General features: G+C 33.8%; 15 protein-coding genes. 10 read left to right on the plus strand and 5 right to left on the minus strand.

The features are described from left to right. Positions 1-113 precede the first annotated feature (113 nt). Complete coding sequence (gene lplA / locus EKM79_RS10885; protein ID WP_125568710.1) at positions 114-1,127, minus strand: lipoate--protein ligase; 1,014 nt, start codon at positions 1,125-1,127, stop codon at positions 114-116. A gap of 110 nt (positions 1,128-1,237) precedes the next feature. Between lplA (EKM79_RS10885) and EKM79_RS10890 the strand changes: the two genes are divergently transcribed. Beyond that, entirely contained in the window at positions 1,238-2,665 is a 1,428-nt protein-coding gene (locus tag EKM79_RS10890) for a C69 family dipeptidase (protein WP_125568712.1), read from the plus strand. A gap of 77 nt (positions 2,666-2,742) precedes the next feature. Here the strand turns inward: EKM79_RS10890 and lplA (EKM79_RS10895) are convergent, their stop codons facing one another. Together lplA (EKM79_RS10895) and EKM79_RS10900 are read right to left on the minus strand one after the other, a co-directional pair. Continuing rightward, positions 2,743-3,756, minus strand: coding sequence for a lipoate--protein ligase (gene lplA / locus EKM79_RS10895; protein WP_125568714.1), 1,014 nt, complete (start codon positions 3,754-3,756; stop codon positions 2,743-2,745). A 76-nt stretch (positions 3,757-3,832) separates the two neighbouring features. After that, positions 3,833-4,225 (minus strand): reverse transcriptase-like protein, encoded by a 393-nt coding sequence (locus EKM79_RS10900; RefSeq protein WP_125568716.1) that lies wholly within the window; start codon positions 4,223-4,225, stop codon positions 3,833-3,835. Between the two features lie 27 nt (positions 4,226-4,252). Here EKM79_RS10900 and EKM79_RS10905 point away from each other — a divergent pair, with 27 nt between their 5' ends. The 7 genes from EKM79_RS10905 (at position 4,253) to EKM79_RS10935 (ending at position 11,840) form a co-directional block, all read left to right on the plus strand. After that, on the plus strand, positions 4,253-4,654 hold the full coding sequence (locus tag EKM79_RS10905; protein ID WP_125568718.1) for an EbsA family protein: 402 nt from the start codon (positions 4,253-4,255) through the stop codon (positions 4,652-4,654). Between the two features lie 34 nt (positions 4,655-4,688). Next, entirely contained in the window at positions 4,689-6,320 is a 1,632-nt protein-coding gene (locus EKM79_RS10910) for a formate--tetrahydrofolate ligase (protein WP_246005682.1), read from the plus strand. Next, on the plus strand, positions 6,320-6,784 hold the full coding sequence (gene lspA, locus EKM79_RS10915) for a signal peptidase II (protein ID WP_125568721.1): 465 nt from the start codon (positions 6,320-6,322) through the stop codon (positions 6,782-6,784). The genes EKM79_RS10910 and lspA overlap by 1 nt, the downstream gene beginning before the upstream one ends. Then, positions 6,765-7,688 (plus strand): RluA family pseudouridine synthase, encoded by a 924-nt coding sequence (locus tag EKM79_RS10920; RefSeq protein ID WP_246005683.1) that lies wholly within the window; start codon positions 6,765-6,767, stop codon positions 7,686-7,688. The genes lspA and EKM79_RS10920 overlap by 20 nt, the downstream gene beginning before the upstream one ends. A gap of 103 nt (positions 7,689-7,791) precedes the next feature. Continuing rightward, the gene (gene pyrR / locus EKM79_RS10925; protein ID WP_125568723.1) at positions 7,792-8,319 is read left to right on the plus strand and encodes a bifunctional pyr operon transcriptional regulator/uracil phosphoribosyltransferase PyrR; all 528 of its coding nucleotides are present in this window, start codon (positions 7,792-7,794) and stop codon (positions 8,317-8,319) included. A gap of 45 nt (positions 8,320-8,364) precedes the next feature. Then, positions 8,365-9,450 carry a carbamoyl phosphate synthase small subunit gene (locus tag EKM79_RS10930; RefSeq protein WP_125568725.1) on the plus strand — a complete coding sequence of 362 codons (1,086 nt, stop codon included), beginning with the start codon at positions 8,365-8,367 and terminating at the stop codon, positions 9,448-9,450. Continuing rightward, a complete protein-coding gene (locus EKM79_RS10935; RefSeq protein WP_125568727.1) occupies positions 9,444-11,840 on the plus strand; it encodes an ATP-binding protein in 2,397 nt (798 codons plus the stop codon). The genes EKM79_RS10930 and EKM79_RS10935 overlap by 7 nt, the downstream gene beginning before the upstream one ends. Before the next feature lie 21 nt (positions 11,841-11,861). Here EKM79_RS10935 and EKM79_RS10940 read toward each other — a convergent pair whose 3' ends face one another. Beyond that, positions 11,862-13,514: an Rqc2 family fibronectin-binding protein gene (locus tag EKM79_RS10940; RefSeq protein WP_125568729.1), complete on the minus strand. Its 1,653-nt coding sequence runs from the start codon at positions 13,512-13,514 to the stop codon at positions 11,862-11,864. A gap of 165 nt (positions 13,515-13,679) precedes the next feature. On the opposite strand from EKM79_RS10940, the gene EKM79_RS10945 reads away from it, so the two are divergent. Next, on the plus strand, positions 13,680-14,549 hold the full coding sequence (locus EKM79_RS10945; protein ID WP_125568731.1) for a DegV family protein: 870 nt from the start codon (positions 13,680-13,682) through the stop codon (positions 14,547-14,549). A gap of 128 nt (positions 14,550-14,677) precedes the next feature. Next, complete coding sequence (locus tag EKM79_RS10950; protein ID WP_125568733.1) at positions 14,678-15,940, plus strand: CAP domain-containing protein; 1,263 nt, start codon at positions 14,678-14,680, stop codon at positions 15,938-15,940. Positions 15,941-16,411: 471 nt separating this feature from the next. Here EKM79_RS10950 and xerS read toward each other — a convergent pair whose 3' ends face one another. Beyond that, positions 16,412-17,473, minus strand: coding sequence for a tyrosine recombinase XerS (gene xerS, locus EKM79_RS10955; protein ID WP_125568735.1), 1,062 nt, complete (start codon positions 17,471-17,473; stop codon positions 16,412-16,414). Between the last annotated feature and the right edge of the window lie 1,000 nt (positions 17,474-18,473).

The raw sequence follows: 18,473 nt of genomic DNA on the forward strand, positions 1-18,473 counted from the left end.
GGTCCTTTTTCTATCCAGAAATTTAGACAATAAAAAAACTGGTATTGGCTTTCACCAATACCAGAAAGTTTAGACCCAACTATTTGTGATTTTGATAGTTGGGATTATTTGTTTTATGGAATAAATAATTTTAGTAATTCACTTTGAGGAATTCCCTTAAAGTAATGATCTAGATTAAATTGGCTAAGAGTGTCATTTATGGCATTTTCCTTGAATTCTTGACCAAGTAACGCTTCCTTTATATCAATCGAATCCTTTTCACCGAAGTAGTCTCCAAATATTTCCATATTATTAATTTTCCCAGAAGAAATGTTATATCTAACATCTACAGTTCCCATTGGGAAATGTTTTCTATTTTTAACTTGATAGTCAGGGGATTTGCCATATACCCAATCCCAGTTAAAGTAATATTTATCATTTAAACTCTGAATTGCATTTTTATCTGTATCAGTTAATTTATATTCTTTATCTGCAATTTTTGACCAATCATTTGTATGGAATAATTCAAGAATCAAACGATCACGAAATTCTTCTGTAGTTAAATTCTGAAATTTTTCATTTAAATATGGCTTCACATTAGTTACACGGGATCTGACAGACTTAATACCTTTAGATTGAATCTTATCCTTTGGAACGTTCAGAGCCTTAGTTAGAACATCTAGATCAACATTGTAGGCTAATGTACCATGTGAAAACATTTTGTTGTTTTTAGTGTACATAGCGTTGCCGGAGAATTTCTTACCATCTACCAATAAGTCATTTCTTCCAGAAATATCAGCAGTGGTTGCTCCCATATCATGAAGTGCATTAATTATAGGAGCAGTTAATTTCTTAAAATCTCCAAAGTTTTCATTGTCCGAATTTACAACGAAACTAAAACTTATGTTGCCTAAGTCGTCATAAACAGCTCCACCACCGGAAATCCTTCTAGTTACGGTTATGTTATGTTCCTTTACATAATCTAGATTAACTTCTTCCAGAGTATTTTGATTACGTCCGACAATAATGCATGGCTTTTGAATATAAAACAAAACTAATGGTTCATCAAAATTTACGTTGTTCATTAAATATTGTTCGGGTGCCAAATTGGTTCTGATATCTTTTGATTTCATACGATAAAAATACATAAGTTCCTCCTAAAATATTTTTAATTAATTATAAAAATTCTAATATTCACTCTGGTATAGATCAAATTTTAATCCTATACTAATAGTTAACAAATAAGGAGTGAACGTAAATGAAAAATACAAGTTCTGATTGTACTGAAATTCTAGTTGGTAAAGCGGCTAGTATGGATGGTTCCACTATTGTCGCCCGTAATGAAGACGGTTATGGTCCAATCAATCCGATTAAATTTGTTGCTCATGAAGCGAAGGATCAAAAAGATGCACATTATGTATCTATAACAACTGGCGTTAGTGTACCACTGCCTGATCACGCATATCGTTACACCGCAACACCTCAAGCTGATCAAAGTGATGGTCAGTATGAAGAAGCTGGAATCAATGAGTACAACGTTGGTATGAGTTCTACGGAAACAACTGCAACTAATGCTCGGGTTTTAGGTTATGATCCATTAGTTCACGATGGGATTGATGAAGAAGCAATGTTGACCCTGGTTTTGCCGTATATCAAAACAGCAAAGGAGGGGGCAATACGGTTAGGTGCTCTATTGGAGAAATATGGGACTGGTGAATGTAACAGTATTGCTTTTAATGATAAGAATGAAATTTGGCTTTTAGAAACAGCCGGTGGACATCATTGGGCAGCAATGCGATTACCGGAGGATACCTATGCAATCGTTCCTAATCAAACTGTTATGCAAGAGGTTAATGTGGATGATACAGAAAACTTTCTAGTATCAACAGACTTGGTTGAATTCGTTGAAAAACATCACTTGAACCCTTATCCAGACAGTTTTAACTTTCGTGCAATTTTTGGTACTCAAAGTGAAGCAGATGCATATTATAATACTCCGCGTACTTGGTATGGTCAGAAGTTATTTAATCCGGAAGTTGACCAAGAACCAACGTCACAAGATATGCCATTAATTAGAAAACCAAGTAAGAAAATTTCGATCGAAGACGTTCAATATTTCTTATCATCACATTACAATGGAACGAAATACGATCCATTTGGAACATTTGCGTCCGGAACAGACTCAGAACAAAAGCAGTTTCGTTCAATTGCTATGGATCGCAATCAAGCGTCGTCTATTCTTCAAATTAGAAATGATGTCGATGCTAATCATGCAGCAATTCAGTGGTTATCTCTAGGATTTTTCGCATATAGTCCATATGTGCCATTTTATACAAACATCACTGATACTCCTGAAGACTATAAGAATACAACGAATGATGTTGATATTAATAATGTGTATTGGCTGGAGAAAACTTTATCCGTTCTAATCGAACCACATTATCATGAATACTCAGATATGATTCATGAATATCTAGATAGTTGTCAATCATACGCCCGTCAGCGTGTAGAAAGTACTGATAGATCAATTAATACTTCGATTCAAAATGTGTCTGAGTTATTAACTGAGAGCAATTTGGATACCGCAGGGGAGATATCCAAGCGTACACACGAGTTATTCGACAAGATAGTTAAACAGGGATTGTTACTTTCCAAGACAACTTGGGAAAAAGGTCAAAATCTATAAAATTGGTAAAATAAATGAGGTATCAAGATTTTAAAAGATCTTGATACCTCATTATTTTTGTTTGATTTTGATTAATTTTATGGAGTAAACAAGTTCAATAATTCGTCTTGAGAGATACCCTTAAAGTAATCATCAAGATTAAAGTTATCCATTACTGCAAGAATATCATCACGATCGAATTTAGTATTTAGCAATTTATTTTTAATATCTGTTACATCTTTCATACCAAAGTAATCACCATAAATTTGAGCATCTTTGATTTTTCCGTCAACAACGTTGTAACGAACATCAACAGTACCCATATCGAAGTGTTTTCTTTGTTTTGCAGTAAATTCAGGTGATTTACCGTAAACCCAATCCCAATTATAATAGTACTTCTCTTTAATCTTATCGATTTCTTTTTGGTCTTCAGGCGTAATTATATATTCATGATCCTTGATCTCATCTAATGAGTTTGCGTGGAATAATTCTAGTAATAACTTATCACGGAATTGTTCAGTTGTTAGATTTTGGTATTTCTCATCCAAATATGGACGAACGTTAGTAACACGACTTCTAATTGATTTAATACCTTTAGATGCGATCTTATCCTTTTGAACGTGCAAGGCTTTTGTTAGAACATCAAGATCAACATCTAATGACAATGTACCATGAGAGAATGTTTTGCCATTTCTTGAATACATAGCATTACCAGAGAATTTCTTGCCATCAACCAATAAGTCATTTCTTCCAGAAACTTCTGCGGTGGTTGCTCCCATTTGGTGTAATGCGTCGATGATAGGTTGAGTAAATGACTTGAAATCACCGAAGTTTTTATCGTCTGAGTCTACCATAAAACTGAAGCATAGATTTCCAAGATCCTGATATACAGCTCCACCACCAGATAAACGACGAGTAACTGTGATATTGTTGTCTTTGATATAGTCAGGATTAATTTCTTCCATCGTGTTTTGGTTACGGCCAACAATGATACATGGTCCTTCGATATAGAAAAGAACAAGTGGTTCGTCAAATTCAACGTTATTCATGAGATATTGTTCCGTTGCCAAGTTATCACGGATATCTCGATCTTTCATTACAACGTAATACATTAAAAAGCCCCCTCGAATATTTTTGTAAGCGATTCAATAATATCACAACTTTCACAAATCTAACATCAAAAACCACTTACTTGCGCAATTTAATTAATTCGTGATGAACCAAGCTATGAGCGGCTCGATTATCTTTATCTGAGATATGTTTCACAAAGTAGGATGGAAAGCTTGTGAGCTTAGTAAGAATTTCATTTAAAATTGGTTGATAATGTTTAGAATACTTTTTATCTATACTATCTGTTAAAATTTTACTATCTGAATGGATAAACAGTATGTCATTATTCCAGTCACGATTTGCTAAATCATCAAGTGCTAAATTTAATGCCAAAAATTCTAAATAGTGATTATCGTTAGGATTTTGTTGTTGGACACAATTGATTGTTTGATTATTATATTTTATAACATAGGCGGTGGCGGCTAGATTTAAATTAGAATTTAAACCAGCGTCGGTGTACAATTTAATCATCTTATTAAAAACCTTTCAGGAGTAATTATGTCAAAGAAATATTTCGTTCAACCCACTGGCTCATGGGGAATTATTATGTGGTCACTGGCCCTAAGTATTTTATGCCTAGGTGTAGTTCTGCAATTAGAAGTATTTAGTTTCAGCTTTCTTCCATTTTTAGCGTGGATTATGGGAATTATTCTCGTAATTTATATTATAACTAATTCTTGGGTCAAATTTGATAACGACCAAATTATTATTAAAGAACCTAATTATTATAAAGCCAGAGTATTTAATAGATCTGATGTAAAGCTTATAAATGATGGTGAATGGACACTTGAGTTTATTTTCGAAAATCATGATTATTTTCCACTGAAGATTACTTCAACTAAAAAAGTTTTAAAGAAAATTAGAAAAGAAGCTGGTGAAACAATTGTCATTTCCAAGTGATATTGAAATAGCTCAAATAAATGAGCATGATAAAATGAAAAACATTAATGAAATAGCTAATAAAGTTGGTTTGGGTTCGGAAGATATTGAGCCATACGGACATTACAAGGCAAAAATATCTGCTAGCGGTATTCGTAAAGCTATGAAGAATGATGATGGCAAATTAATTTTAGTAACGTCTATCAATCCAACTCCTGCTGGAGAAGGAAAATCTACTGTTGCAATCGGCTTGGCAGATTCACTACAAGCTATTGGTAAAAAATCAATTTTGGCCTTGAGAGAACCATCACTTGGTCCTGTTATGGGGATGAAGGGTGGAGCAACAGGCGGAGGTTATGCTCAAGTCGTACCAATGGAGGATATAAATCTTCATTTTACCGGTGATATGCATGCACTTACTAGCGCTACAAATACGTTGGCAGCGCTAATTGACAATCACTTACATCAAGGCAACACATTAAATATTGATCCTCGTAGAATTATTTGGAAGCGCGCTTTAGATATTAATGATCGTGCATTACGTAGTATAACAATTGGTTTGGGAGGACCCGCCAATTCTATCCCTAGACAAGATCATTTTGAAATTACCGTTGCTAGCGAGTTGATGGCAATTTTATGTTTATCACAAGATATTGATGATTTAAAAGAACGTATATCAAACATCTTGATAGCTTACACTTACGATAAAAAACCCATCTTTGTTCGTGACCTACGTGTAGAGGGTGCTATTGCCATGCTATTGAAGGATGCACTTAAGCCTAATATGGTGCAAACACTGGAAAATACACCTGCTATTGTGCACGGTGGGCCTTTCGCAAATATTGCACATGGTTGTAATAGTATTCTGGCTACTAATTTAGCAATGAAGTTAGGAGACTATACGATAACTGAGGCTGGATTTGGAGCCGATCTTGGTGGAGAAAAATTTATGGACATTGTCACACCAAAACTGAGTCATGCTCCTAATGCCGTTGTAGTCGTGGCAACTATTCGTGCTTTGAAATACAATGGCGGACAAGCTCTGAAGAATCTTCAAAATGAAGATCTTAATGCACTGAACTTAGGATTTAAGAATTTAAAACGACATGTTCAAAATATGAGATACTATCATGTCCCGGTTGTTGTTGCTATTAATAAATTTGCGACAGATACTGATAATGAAATTAAATTGCTTCAAACGTTATGTGATGAATTGGGAGTGGAAGTTTCTGTCGCCGATATACACCATAATGGAAGCAAGGGTGGAATTGATTTAGCAAAAATGGTTGTAAGAGCAGCTGATAAAGATGCTAATTATGCGCGCCTGTATGAGGACGCACAACCTACTATTGAAAAAATAGATACTATTGCTTCAGAGATTTATGGTGCTAATAATGTTGAATACAGCCAAAAAGCATTACGCCAATTACAGACATTAAAGGATAATGTTTGGGATGATCTGCCAGTATGTATTGCTAAAACTCAGTATTCTTTGAGTGACAATCCAAAGAAATTGGGCAGTCCAAGAGACTTTACACTACACGTTAAAGAAATAGTTCCTAAATTAGGTGCTGGTTTTGTTGTTGTACTTACAGGAAGTATCTTGACTATGCCAGGACTACCAAAAGAACCCGCTGCATTGAACATGGATGTTGATAATGACGGCAGAATTAGTGGGTTATTCTAGTGCCTATTGTATATACAGTACTTTTCATAGCGCTTATTATTGGTGATCAAGCACTTAAGTATTATGTAGTTGCCAACATCCCTACGATGACTTTTCATGAATTTATACCTGGTGTTTTGTCTTTAACACACATAACGAATACTGGTGCAGCGTGGAGTATGCTAGAAGGAAAAATGATTTTCTTTTACATCGTAACTATCGTAGCGGTCGTCATATTACTTTATTTGTTTATTAAATCTGATAAAAAAGATTATATCTATCGCTTTTCTCTGTTATTCTTATTAGCTGGAACAATTGGAAATGCTATTGATCGTTTTACAAGACATTTTGTAGTTGATATGTTTAGTTTTGATTTTGTTAATTTCCCTATTTTTAATTTAGCTGATACTTATATTACGGTAGGAGTAATACTTATAATTATTTCATTAATATTTATGACGGAGGGTGAAAAACATAGCAAATAATCCAATAGACTTAGTTTTTGAAGACGTTAAAAAAACTAGGTTAGACAGTTTTGTGAATGACAGTTTAGATGATTTAACTCGATCACAAATTCAAAAGTTTATTAAAGATGGTAATATTTTGGTCAATGGAGAACCAGCCACAAAAACTGGTATGAAATTGACTTCTGGCGACAAAATAAATATTACTATTCCAGAGGAAGAACCAATTGAGGCAATTCCCCAAGATATTCCAATCGATATTGTTTATGAAGATAGCGATGTTATTGTCGTAAACAAGCCGCAAGGAATGGTCGTCCATCCAGCAGCAGGTCATCGAGATGGTACGTTGGTAAACGCCATTTTGTATCATAGTAAGATTAATGATGATGATATGATTCGCCCAGGTATTGTTCATCGGATCGATAAGGATACTTCTGGATTGTTGATGATTGCAAAGAATAATTTAGCAAAGCAGTCACTGATGCAACAACTTAAAGCAAAGACTAATTTGAGAGAATATCTTGCAATTGTGCATGGTAACTTCAAAGAGGTTAACGGAAAAATCAATGCACCGCTTGGTAGATCTAAGAATGATCGAAAAAAACAAGCTGTGGTCGACGATGGTCGTCATGCAGTGACTCATTTTACGGTTTTAGAACAATTTGAAAATTACTCACTTCTTAAATTAAAACTAGAAACGGGACGCACTCATCAGATTAGGGTGCATATGCAATACATTGGGCATCCAGTTGCTGGAGATCCTTTGTATGCCCCAAAGAATACTTTGGAAGGAAATGGACAATTTCTTCACGCTAAAACACTTGGATTTGAACATCCTAGAACTCATAAGTGGATGGAATTTTCTGTTGAACCTCCAAAAATATTTCAAAAAACTTTAGAAAAGTTGCGTACTAATAAGCTTTGACATTGTACTCTTGTATAAATTTAGTTAATATTTAATACAGTGAGAAATAAATTAAGGCGCTCACGTTGTGAGTGCCTTTTTTAAAGAAGAGGAGAGAGTTGTTATGGCCAAAGAGATAATTGATGGACAAACTATGACACGAGCATTGACTCGTATTACTTATGAAATTATTGAACGTAATAAAGGAATTGATGATTTAGTATTAGTGGGTATCAAAACAAGAGGCGTTTACGTGGCACATAGAATTGAATCGCGTCTTAAACAACTAGAAAACATTAGTATTCCTGTTTCTGAACTGGATATTACTCCGTATAGGGATGATGTTACAAATGAGGAAAAGAATCCAGCAGACGTTGAGCCACAACCATTAGGAATTGATATTAATAATAAACACGTTATTTTGACTGATGATGTTTTGTATACTGGGCGAACAATACGTGCAGCTATGGATGCCTTGATGAGTGTCGGACGTCCTAAGAAAATTTCACTTGCTGTTTTAGTTGATCGTGGTCATCGTGAATTACCAATTCGTGCCGATTTTGTTGGTAAAAATATCCCTACTTCTCAAAAAGAAAAAATTAAAGTTTCTATGAAAGAAATTGATGGTGAGGATAAGATTGAAATCGAGTAATTAGTTGATGTTCTTATCAATTAATTATTTTAGGAGTTGCTTTTAATGAAGCGTTATTTAATTTTAGAAGATGGAACAGTGTTTCCAGGTGTTGGTTTTGGTTCATCGATAATCACAACTGGACAATTAATAATTTCAAACAATCGTACCGGTATTGAACAATCAGTGACGGATCCTGACGCTGAAGGCCAAATACTGGCTTTTACTATACCTTCAATCGGTAGTTCGGGAATCAATCGTGATTTTTACGAGTCAATTAACTCACAGTGCAAGGGAGTCGTCATTGGATCGTCTAGTGATACAACAATTGACGGTTCAGTTTCATTTGGAGATTGGATTGCTAGTTTAGGAATTCCTGGTATAAAAAATGTTGATGTCCGTGCATTATCTAAGCATATTTCAGAATATGGAGAAATGAAAGCTAGTATCATGGACACCCATGATGAGCATGCAATTGATCAAATCAAGGCATTAGTATTACCACCTGATTTAGTCAAGCGTGTTTCAACTAGACAATCATATCCAAATCCTAATATAGGAATTAAAATCGTTGTAGTTGACTTGGGTCTGAAATATTCTATTTTGCGCCAGCTATCGTATCGTGATTGCAACTCAGTTATTGTTAACTACAATGCAACACCTGAAGAAATTGAAAACTTGCATCCAGACGGAATTATTTTTTCTAACGGTCCAGGATCCCCAAGTGACATTCCTCAAACAATCAAGACAATCAAGGTGTTGCAAAAAAAATACCCAATTCTTGGTATTGGATTAGGTAACTTATTGATTGCACTGGCCAACGATTGTAAAATCATAAAACTTGATCAGCCACATCACGAATCCTCATTGGCTGTTAAAGAAGTCGCCAGTGGCAAGATTGATTTTGTTAACCACAATCACTCGTACACAATAGATGATAAGTATATTGGTTCATCTGATTTTATTGTTACTAATATTTGTGTCGCTGACGGTAGTATTGAGGGTATTCGTCACGAATACTTGCCAATTATGTGTGTATTATTTGAACCAGAAGCGGTACCCGGGCCAAATGATGGCTATTATGTATTTGATGAATTTATTGATCTGATAGATTCAATCAAGTTTCAGGATGGAGGTATTGATCAGTGGTAGAGAATGAACCTCATAGTATATTAGTTATTGGTCCAACGACTAGTGACAAGAATATTGATTTATCGACGGCGATGTATGATACTGTGGAAATTCTGCATCAGCTAGGATATAAGATTTCTGTTATCGTTGAAGATCCTACCTCATTGCTTTCATCTGGTAAATTCTTTGATCGTATTGTTGTCCAAAGAGTAACAGGTGAGCATGTTTTGCAATATGTTCAAGAATTTCACCCTGATGCAATTTTACCTACCGTTGGAGATCGTAACGCTTTAGGAATCGTATCAAGCTTGAATGGCAAGATCGGCAGTGTCAAAATATTAGGTTCAAATTATATGGCGTCACTAGCGACATTTAAACGTGAACTATTTATAAAAAAGTTAACAGATAATAAATTACCAGTAATAAATTTTGTTTCCTCTGATGACGAAAAAGAAATTTATAGTTTTATAAGATCTATTGGTTTTCCTATTATTGCTAGAAGGCGCTATTCAAATCGTCATTCTAGTGGTTGGACAAATATTAATAACTTGTTCGAGTTAGATAATTTCATGGCTTTAGAGGACATTGAGGATTCTAAAATTGAAATTGAACGTAGTATTCGAGGTTTTAGTGAATACTCATTTACTGTAGTGCGTGATAAGTTTGATAATTCAGCCTTAATTGGAACTATAGAAGATATAGAGCCAATCGGTATTCACCATTTGGATTCTAATTTGATTTCTCCGGCTATATCATTAAATGATTCAAAACTTCAAAAAATGCGTACAGCTTCGTTAAAGCTGGCTCAAGTGTTTGACATCATTGGTATTTGTACAGTTCACTTTGCATACAATCACAAAACCAATGAATATTTTATTACTGAATTTATACCTAGATTGAGTGAGGAAACTAAGTTTCTTGAATATGCTACTAGTTATCCAATTGCTACTGCAGTTGTGGAACTAAGTCTGGGATATCGTTTAGATAAGTTGCAGTTAGACGGTGGACGTGTGTTTAATGGTGCCTCAGAACCTTTTGTAGACCATATAACTTCACGCTTCCCACAATGGTCTAAATCAGGCCAGAAGTATTTGGGTCCTAGTAAAACGTCAGATTCAAGTATTGTAGTTAACGGCTTTAGTATTGAAGAGGTATTCAATAAAGGTGCACTTAATGACAAATTGAACAATAATCAAAAGAGACGTGAAAAATTACAACAATTAGATGATGATGAACTGTTCGAAAAGATCATTCATCCTACCAATTGGATGTTAGACGTTCTCCTTGAGGCTCTTAGACGAAGATTTGAAATGCCCGTATTGTCAGAGATTACTGGTATTAATATGCCGTATTTGACGGTTTTAAAGAACTTATTAGAAGTAAAGCAGCTTATTGATAGTAATGAAGTAGGTACTGAAAATATTGAGCGTTTGGTAGAAATGGGCGTTAAGGGGATCGGACAAAGTAAGTTATTACTTAATAGCGATGATGTAGTTACTAAAACAGTTGTTAAGAGTAAGCGTGCCATCTCTGTATCAAATAAAAATTACAACAATCAAAACTTTTTCGTTACGGCTGGTATTGATAGTGACCTAGAATTAAATGATAAAAATAAAATTATTGTTCGGTCGCCTATAATTACTACAAAGACTGATATTATGGTTCGACAATTTGTTTTGATGCAATTGATTAAATCTATTGCTCAAAATGGATTGGAAGTAATTGTTATTGGTCGTGAACCTTGGACACCTCCACTTTCTTCTCGTGAGAAGGTGATTGAGATTGATGATCCTTATATGGAAATGAAGTCGTTAAATTTAATTCCTGAGGATAGTGTGTTTAAAGTAATTGATTTTTCTAAACATTTGACGGATTTAGAAAAATCTAATGATGTTTTTCAAATAAATGCTAGACAGTTAAAAAGTATAGATATTCCAAGTGAAATTTCATTAAGAGCTATGGTCGTGACAGATGGAAATAATTATTTGGTACCATCGGTTATTTATCGTCAAGAAAAGGATGGTCATTCTTTTGAAGTTAGTTCTTATAATAACTTTTTGCCAGTTGAAGACCGTAGTATTATTTCAAAATTAATTGAACAAGAACTTGAGGATAACCATGAAGTAAATGTTTTTAATTTCGAATTTGTTAGAAGTAATGATCATTGGGTCATTACTAAATCGTTTGAAGGTATGACAAATGATATTATTCGACATGAGTTGGCTAGTTCAGTTCATGTTATCGATACTTTGGTCAAACTTATTCTTGGTAATAAAATTGAAGATAATAAAACATTGGAAGAAATCTTTAATAATCAAGATAGTCGTTATTTAATGACAATTGATGATAAAAGGTATAATTTACTAGATTTCGAAGATACTAAAGAGCAACTTTCAAAGTTGATTAAATAAAAAAGAAGATTGGCCCAAGGGCTAATCTTCTTTTAATTTATTTACTAAGTCTCTATTAGGATCAACAAGAATTGTTTTTTGACCTTCAAAAATCACAAAACCGGGTTTTGAACCGTTAGGTTTGCGTATGTTTCTAATTTGAAGATAATCGACAGGTACTTTTGATGAGTCTCGAGCTTTAGAATAGTAGGCAGCAATAGTTGCGGCTTCAGTGATTGATTTTTCGTCAGGATCGCTGGATTTCAGAATAACGTGTGAACCAGGAATTCCTTTAACATGAAACCAGTAGTGATTCTTCTGTGATAATTTCATTGTTAACTGGTCATTTTCCAAGTTATTTTTACCGACGACTATTTCAAGTCCATTAGAAGTTTCAAAAGGTTCACCGATTTTCTTTTTACGTTTCTTACGAGCGTTCTTTTTACGTTTTTTGATGTAGCCTGAATCTATCAACTCTTCAATAATTCCATCAACATCTTCAATATCGACGTATTCTAGGGATGCAAGAACAGATTCCAGATAGTTAACCTCGTTAGTAGTTATCTCAAGTTGCTCGTTTATATGTGGAATGGAGTTTTGTAACTTTCGATATTTCTTGTAGTATCTCTGGGCATTATCAGAAGGGGATAATTCAGGATTTAATTTAATTTTAACTTCTTCATTATTGTAATAATTAGTTAAAGTAACTGATTTAGATCCACGCTGAACTTGTGACATATAAGTTGTTAGTAGTTCACCGTATAGTTTGTATTCGCCCATGATCTTTGTCTGATCTAGTTGCTTATTTAGCTTTTTAACTTTTGACTTATCCTTCTTTAAGATAATGTCTAGTCGATTAGTAATTGATTTTGTTTGTTGCTCAATACGATCAATTCTGGCTCTATCAATATAGTAACTATCCAGTAAATCACTTAAAGTAGGGTATGTGTTAACCATTTCAGATGTTTTAGTAAATGGTATTGGCATAAATCCTAATTTTTTATTTGAATTCATTTTTGCAGTGTTTGGTTTTATATCACCATATTGTTTAATAAATTCAGGGAGGTTGTCTACTGCAGCCATTTCATTCGATGTATCGATTCCGATACCTTCAAATTTTTGTCGGATATCTTTTGGATCATCTAGTCCATCGAATTCAGAAGTATCAGCTTTAAATGGATCAGCTTTGTTTTGTGCGGGTGGCAACTTATAGTCGTCACCTGGAAGTAGTCCACGAAAACTGTTGTTTTCTGGTGATACTCGTTTAATTAGATCAACAATTTTTCCAGTTTCTTTACTAATTAAGAAAATATTGCTGTGTCTAGCCATAATTTCTATTGTTAACGTGTATTCGTGAATATCTCCTAACTCGTTCTTAGCACTCAAATCAATCATGACAACACGATCATTGTTTAATTGTCGAATATCCTGGACAATCGCACTTGTTATGTACTTTCTAAGCGACATTACAAATGTGGAAGGTTTTGCTGGATTTGCAAATGGTTGTTTAGTTATTTGAACACGTGCATAGCTTGGGTGTGCTGATAATAACAGTTGCTGATTTTTTCGATTACTTCTAACGGTTAATATTAGCTCGTTAGCAAAAGGTTGTTGAACTTTGGCAATTCTACCACCTTTTAAATTTTGATTTAATTCGTTTACCATTGCATGGGTAAACATTCCATCAAATGACATATAATAATTCCTTTCTTAATCTTGCAAAATAATTTGTAAGAATATTAATGATTTCTGAAACAAATTCTGATTTTTTCATCGTGATAAAAATTTCCCGAATGAATATGATATAATCTAATGGTTATACAATCATTATACGTAACCAAACAAGGAATTGATAAATTTATGAAAATAGCCATAGTAACAGACAGTACATCATACTTACCACAAGATATAGTCGATAAATATAATAATATAACAGTCGTACCGATCGAGGTAGTGTTTGATAACAAAACTTATCGCGAAGATATTGATATTACTACATCAGAGTTCTACGAATTGCTTCAAAATTCACCAGAACTTCCTTCAACTGCACAACCTTCGATTGGTGAAATGATGAAATTGTACGATAACTTGGCTAAAGAAGGCTATGATACCGTAATTTCAATACATTTAGCAAGTACTATCTCTGGATTTGTTAATAATCTTAAGACGGCTGCTAAAACAATTGAAAATATCGATGTTACCGTATATGACTCATGGATAACAGTACGATTGATGGGTTATATGGTCCAAGAGGCAGCACGTATGGCACAAAATGATAAGACCAAAGAAGAGATTATCAATCGTCTAGATATTTTAAGAAACTCTATGGGTGAATCGTTTGTTGTTAATGATCTTAAGAATTTGGTTAAAGGTGGCCGTCTGTCTAATACATCTGCAGTTATCGGTACAATGCTTAATATTAAGCCATTACTTGAGTTTGATAACAAAACACACAAAATTGTGGCTTATGACAAAGTTCGTTCCCTTAAAAAGGCTAAACTAAAAGCTGAAGAAAAGCTAGAACAAGCTGTTATTAGATCAAAAGAACCACTCAGATTGCTGGTTATTGATGCTGATGACAAGAAATCAGGCGATGAATGGGCAAAACAGCTTCAAATAGAATATCCTGACTTAACAATAGATAGATCATATTTTGGCCCTGTTATTGGTACACACTTGGGTAAAGATGCCTTAGCTATTGCTTGGATGCGAGATATAGATAAATCTTAATAATAAAAGCCGTAAGGCTTTTTTATTTTTCCGTAATGTTTTAGAATAATACTAATAATCAAGTCTTTATTTAATTTTTATTTAGGGTAAAATTAGTTTAGCTATACATTGAAGAAAAGGGGATTATTATGTTTTCTAATTCGAAAAAAGTAGCCTTACTTTTGGCAACGGGTGTATTGTTAAGTACAAGTTTCGGTGGTACTACTGCATTAGCTGATACTACTTCAACTAACACAGGTAATGATACAGCTGTATCTACTGCAACTAATAATCAGAACGACAGCGAAAACCAAGTTGTTAAGGATACTAATACCACAGTAGGTAATACATCCACAGATGATTCTTCTACAACTAATACAAACGGTGCAAAGACTAACGGTTCAACTGCAGCAACAAGTGCAACAACAAAAGTTCAGTCAGTGCAAGATATTGATTTGTCTGCGGTTAGAAGTGCTATGCTTGCTGAACTTAATAGTTTGCGTGCACAAAACGGATTGTCGACATTAACCTCTGTTGGAGTATTAAATGCATATGCTCAGACAAGAACAGACAGTTTCACTTCTACAGGTGTTGATGATCATGCAGGATGGAATTCAGCCAATATGTATCCATACTATTTAGATGCTGAAGAAAATATTGCACAAATGCCATTTACGATGTTGGGTACAACTGATCCAACTGTAATTGCACAAAAGATTACTGCTGAGTTTTATAATGAATATTACGATCCACAACCTAATTATGGTCATAGAAAAAACATGTTAAATCCATACATCAATTACGTTGGAATTGGTGTTAGTGTTGGTTCCAATGGAATGGTATATTTCTCACAAGAAATGGGAAATGATGCTGAAGCTCATAGCAGATATGCAGCAAGTGATCTATACAGTTATTACTTAACTAACGAAAATGATTATGCTAACGTATCTCAATATAATTTGGTTGATTCTAAACGTAAGAATGCCGATTATAAGGCTAGAGACGGATATGCAGTTGCTGATGTACGTGGTGGTGTAACTACTAAAAATGCACCTGTATCTGTATATGATAGATATGGTAATAAAACTGATCTTGTATTAGCTGCAAATACATCTTGGTCGTCTGATATCATCGCTATCATGGATAATAGTTTTTATTATCATGTAAGTAATAATGGCTTTGTATTGGCTGATGATGTTACACCATGGGCTAGCTTTTTAGCTGGTACAGTGGTTACAGCAACTAATAATGCAATGATATACACTGATAGTGGTTTAGCAACCGGTACAAGAGTTCCAGCTGGAACCATGTGGAAGACAGACAGGCGTTCAACAAATGCTTATACGGGTGTTAAAATGTATCGTGTTGGTACAAATGCATGGTTAATGAAAACTGATTTAACAGGTGCTTAGCATTTAACTCAAAATTTTAATATTATTGAGAGATGTCTAGAAATAGACATCTCTTTTTTGTAAAAAATTAGGAAAGCATTACATTAATCTTTTAATTATAGTTATAATATATGTTTTACGAAAACATAATTAAAAAATCAACACTCAAAAATAAGAAAAAACGTAAAGTTAATTTAAAACCAATTCTACAGAACGTGGACCAATTAAGATTTCTAAATAGAATTAGCAGGCATCACGGGATTTCCTGCTAAAGTCAAAGTTTATGACAAATGATAGAGATATTGATTATGAATTAACACAGCTTTTCGTGAGTCAAACAAGATTGCCGAAAGCACACATTTGGAAAATTCGATGGAGCTCACTAAATTAGCGTCTAATGTAATTCCTATTATCTTGAATAGGGATTGTTAAATAAAGTTCGTTTTTACAAAAAAATAGCAAAAAATTTTTCTACTTAAATTCACATTGAAATTACATCTTATCTAATCCCTGACGTTGCTCTTCATCAATGATATGAGTATACAATCCGGTAGCACTAGTTGAATTTTGGCCTAGCTGAGTAGCTACCAATTGTTCATTCTTAGTAGCTAAGTATAGCTTTGATGCTAATGTATGACGGAGTTTATGTGGTGTGATACGGACTTTAAATACTGTTGAATACTTAGCAACCATTTTTTCTATCGAATTAGCCTGCATACGTGAGGCTTTTCCACGATAAATACTAAGAAAAAGGGCGCGGTCGTCATTTGTAGCATGATATATTTCAGTTCGTTGATCAACATAATTTTTAATATATTGCAATGTCCAAGGTGCGATTGGAACGGTATCACGTTGACCGCCTTTACGAACGACTCCAATTGTTCCAGTTTTTAGATTAAGGTTACGAAGATCTGCATTTGCTGCTTCAGATACTCTAAGGCCACTTCCCAGTAGCAAGGCATTTATTGCAAGATCACGTTTTTTATCACGATCAAAATATCGTTTCTGAACTGATGAAAGGTTAGATTCATATTTATGATCTATAAAATCAAGATAATCATGATCGATTTTCCCTAGCATAAGTTTAGTTTTTAAATTAGCAGCTCTTGTCGCATAGGTTTCGTTTGTTCTAACTAAAGCAATCTTATGCATAACATTACGATCAAAATATGCCTCACCATTCTCATCTTCAGTATCCTCTGTCAGATATTTAAATAGTGACGAGAGGGCATTCAGCGAACGATTAATTGTTGGATGAGTTCGACTGCCATCGCCCGTCAATTTAGTTTGATTAAGCAGGGCAGATTTATATAATTCAACAGTTTCCTTTTTAAGTTCTGCCAATATCTCAATATCAATGTAAGCGGGTTGGGAAACTGATACTATATTCTCACTGATCAACCAGTTAAAGAATCGACGAAACTCCGTAAGATACTGATATAATGTGGCAGGTGACAGAGGAATAGTTGATTTTGCTTGATAATATTCTTTAACATACCAAGGTGAACTGGAAAGTTCTTCGTCTATCAATTTCAAATAATGTTGTTTTTCCATATAAGCATTCTCCAAACGTATGTTCTTATAATACTTTATGATACTGGTGAATTTAAAAATAATCAAGTCCCCTAGTCATTTTTTACCTAATACTTTCATTAAAATGTCTGTTTTAATGAAAGTACGCGATTAATAACACACCAGGTACCCAGTTGTTGTTATAATCAATAAATCATATATTCATTGAAAAACCATTTATATAAAGGTTTTTGAGTAATACATAAAATTAATTGCGTTTGCCAAAATCGATTAGATTAGTAACTACAAAGGTTGATATAATAGCATTTATGAAGATTATAAGTATACTTTGATACGTACTTTTTTCTTATCATCAAATTAAAGTAATCAAGATCATAATAATCAATAAGTATCTAACACTTTAATTAATTAAATTTCCAATTAGACTATTTATTTTATTGTATTTACTTGATTTTTAAGTGGCAATTTTTCGTTTACTTATTGTCAACAAGCACTCGAGATGAGCTCTGAGACGTCATGTTCATTTAAACTCTACAGACTTGTCCGTTAGAATAAACACAGCTTAGTATTAATTAAAACTATATGTAAATTGACAATTCAACGACTTAATCTGCAGTAAGAATTTCAATCTCATACGTTAATTCTAGGCACCAGTTAGGGTATCAATTGTCGTCATCATTAGAACTTTTTAAAATAATCCTAAAAGGACACTTAGATTAGACTTATACGATCATTCCTTGAAGGATCCAGATGGTTACAAGACAATTTTATTTTTCTAATTATTTTGCTGTTTCAATTTGCTGACAATAAACCGATTATATCTATATAATTAACTAGTAGTTAACTTAATCAAATTTAGCAACTTAGCACGAATATTTTCAATAAGGATTCTTAAATCTCATTTGAGGTTACATAATATATATTATACGAAGCGAGATTTAATGGGCACATGTCAAGTCCAAGTGCAACATCTTAATGCTTTCTTAACAATATTTAGAAAATTCTGAATAAAATACTTCGT

The organism is Companilactobacillus insicii (genome assembly GCF_003946015.1).
GTDB classification, from domain to species: domain Bacteria; phylum Bacillota; class Bacilli; order Lactobacillales; family Lactobacillaceae; genus Companilactobacillus; species Companilactobacillus insicii.

What these genes read in the sequence shown, in the direction of transcription:
- lplA (WP_125568710.1), bottom strand. Translation starts at nt 1,127, where the DNA reads ATGTATTTTTATCGTATGAAATCAAAAGATATCAGAACCAATTTGGCA.
- EKM79_RS10890 (WP_125568712.1), top strand. Translation starts at nt 1,238, where the DNA reads ATGAAAAATACAAGTTCTGATTGTACTGAAATTCTAGTTGGTAAAGCG.
- lplA (WP_125568714.1), bottom strand. Translation starts at nt 3,756, where the DNA reads ATGTATTACGTTGTAATGAAAGATCGAGATATCCGTGATAACTTGGCA.
- EKM79_RS10900 (WP_125568716.1), bottom strand. Translation starts at nt 4,225, where the DNA reads ATGATTAAATTGTACACCGACGCTGGTTTAAATTCTAATTTAAATCTA.
- EKM79_RS10905 (WP_125568718.1), top strand. Translation starts at nt 4,253, where the DNA reads ATGTCAAAGAAATATTTCGTTCAACCCACTGGCTCATGGGGAATTATT.
- EKM79_RS10910 (WP_246005682.1), top strand. Translation starts at nt 4,689, where the DNA reads ATGAAAAACATTAATGAAATAGCTAATAAAGTTGGTTTGGGTTCGGAA.
- pyrR (WP_125568723.1), top strand. Translation starts at nt 7,792, where the DNA reads ATGGCCAAAGAGATAATTGATGGACAAACTATGACACGAGCATTGACT.
- EKM79_RS10930 (WP_125568725.1), top strand. Translation starts at nt 8,365, where the DNA reads ATGAAGCGTTATTTAATTTTAGAAGATGGAACAGTGTTTCCAGGTGTT.
- EKM79_RS10940 (WP_125568729.1), bottom strand. Translation starts at nt 13,514, where the DNA reads ATGTCATTTGATGGAATGTTTACCCATGCAATGGTAAACGAATTAAAT.
- EKM79_RS10945 (WP_125568731.1), top strand. Translation starts at nt 13,680, where the DNA reads ATGAAAATAGCCATAGTAACAGACAGTACATCATACTTACCACAAGAT.
- EKM79_RS10950 (WP_125568733.1), top strand. Translation starts at nt 14,678, where the DNA reads ATGTTTTCTAATTCGAAAAAAGTAGCCTTACTTTTGGCAACGGGTGTA.
- xerS (WP_125568735.1), bottom strand. Translation starts at nt 17,473, where the DNA reads ATGGAAAAACAACATTATTTGAAATTGATAGACGAAGAACTTTCCAGT.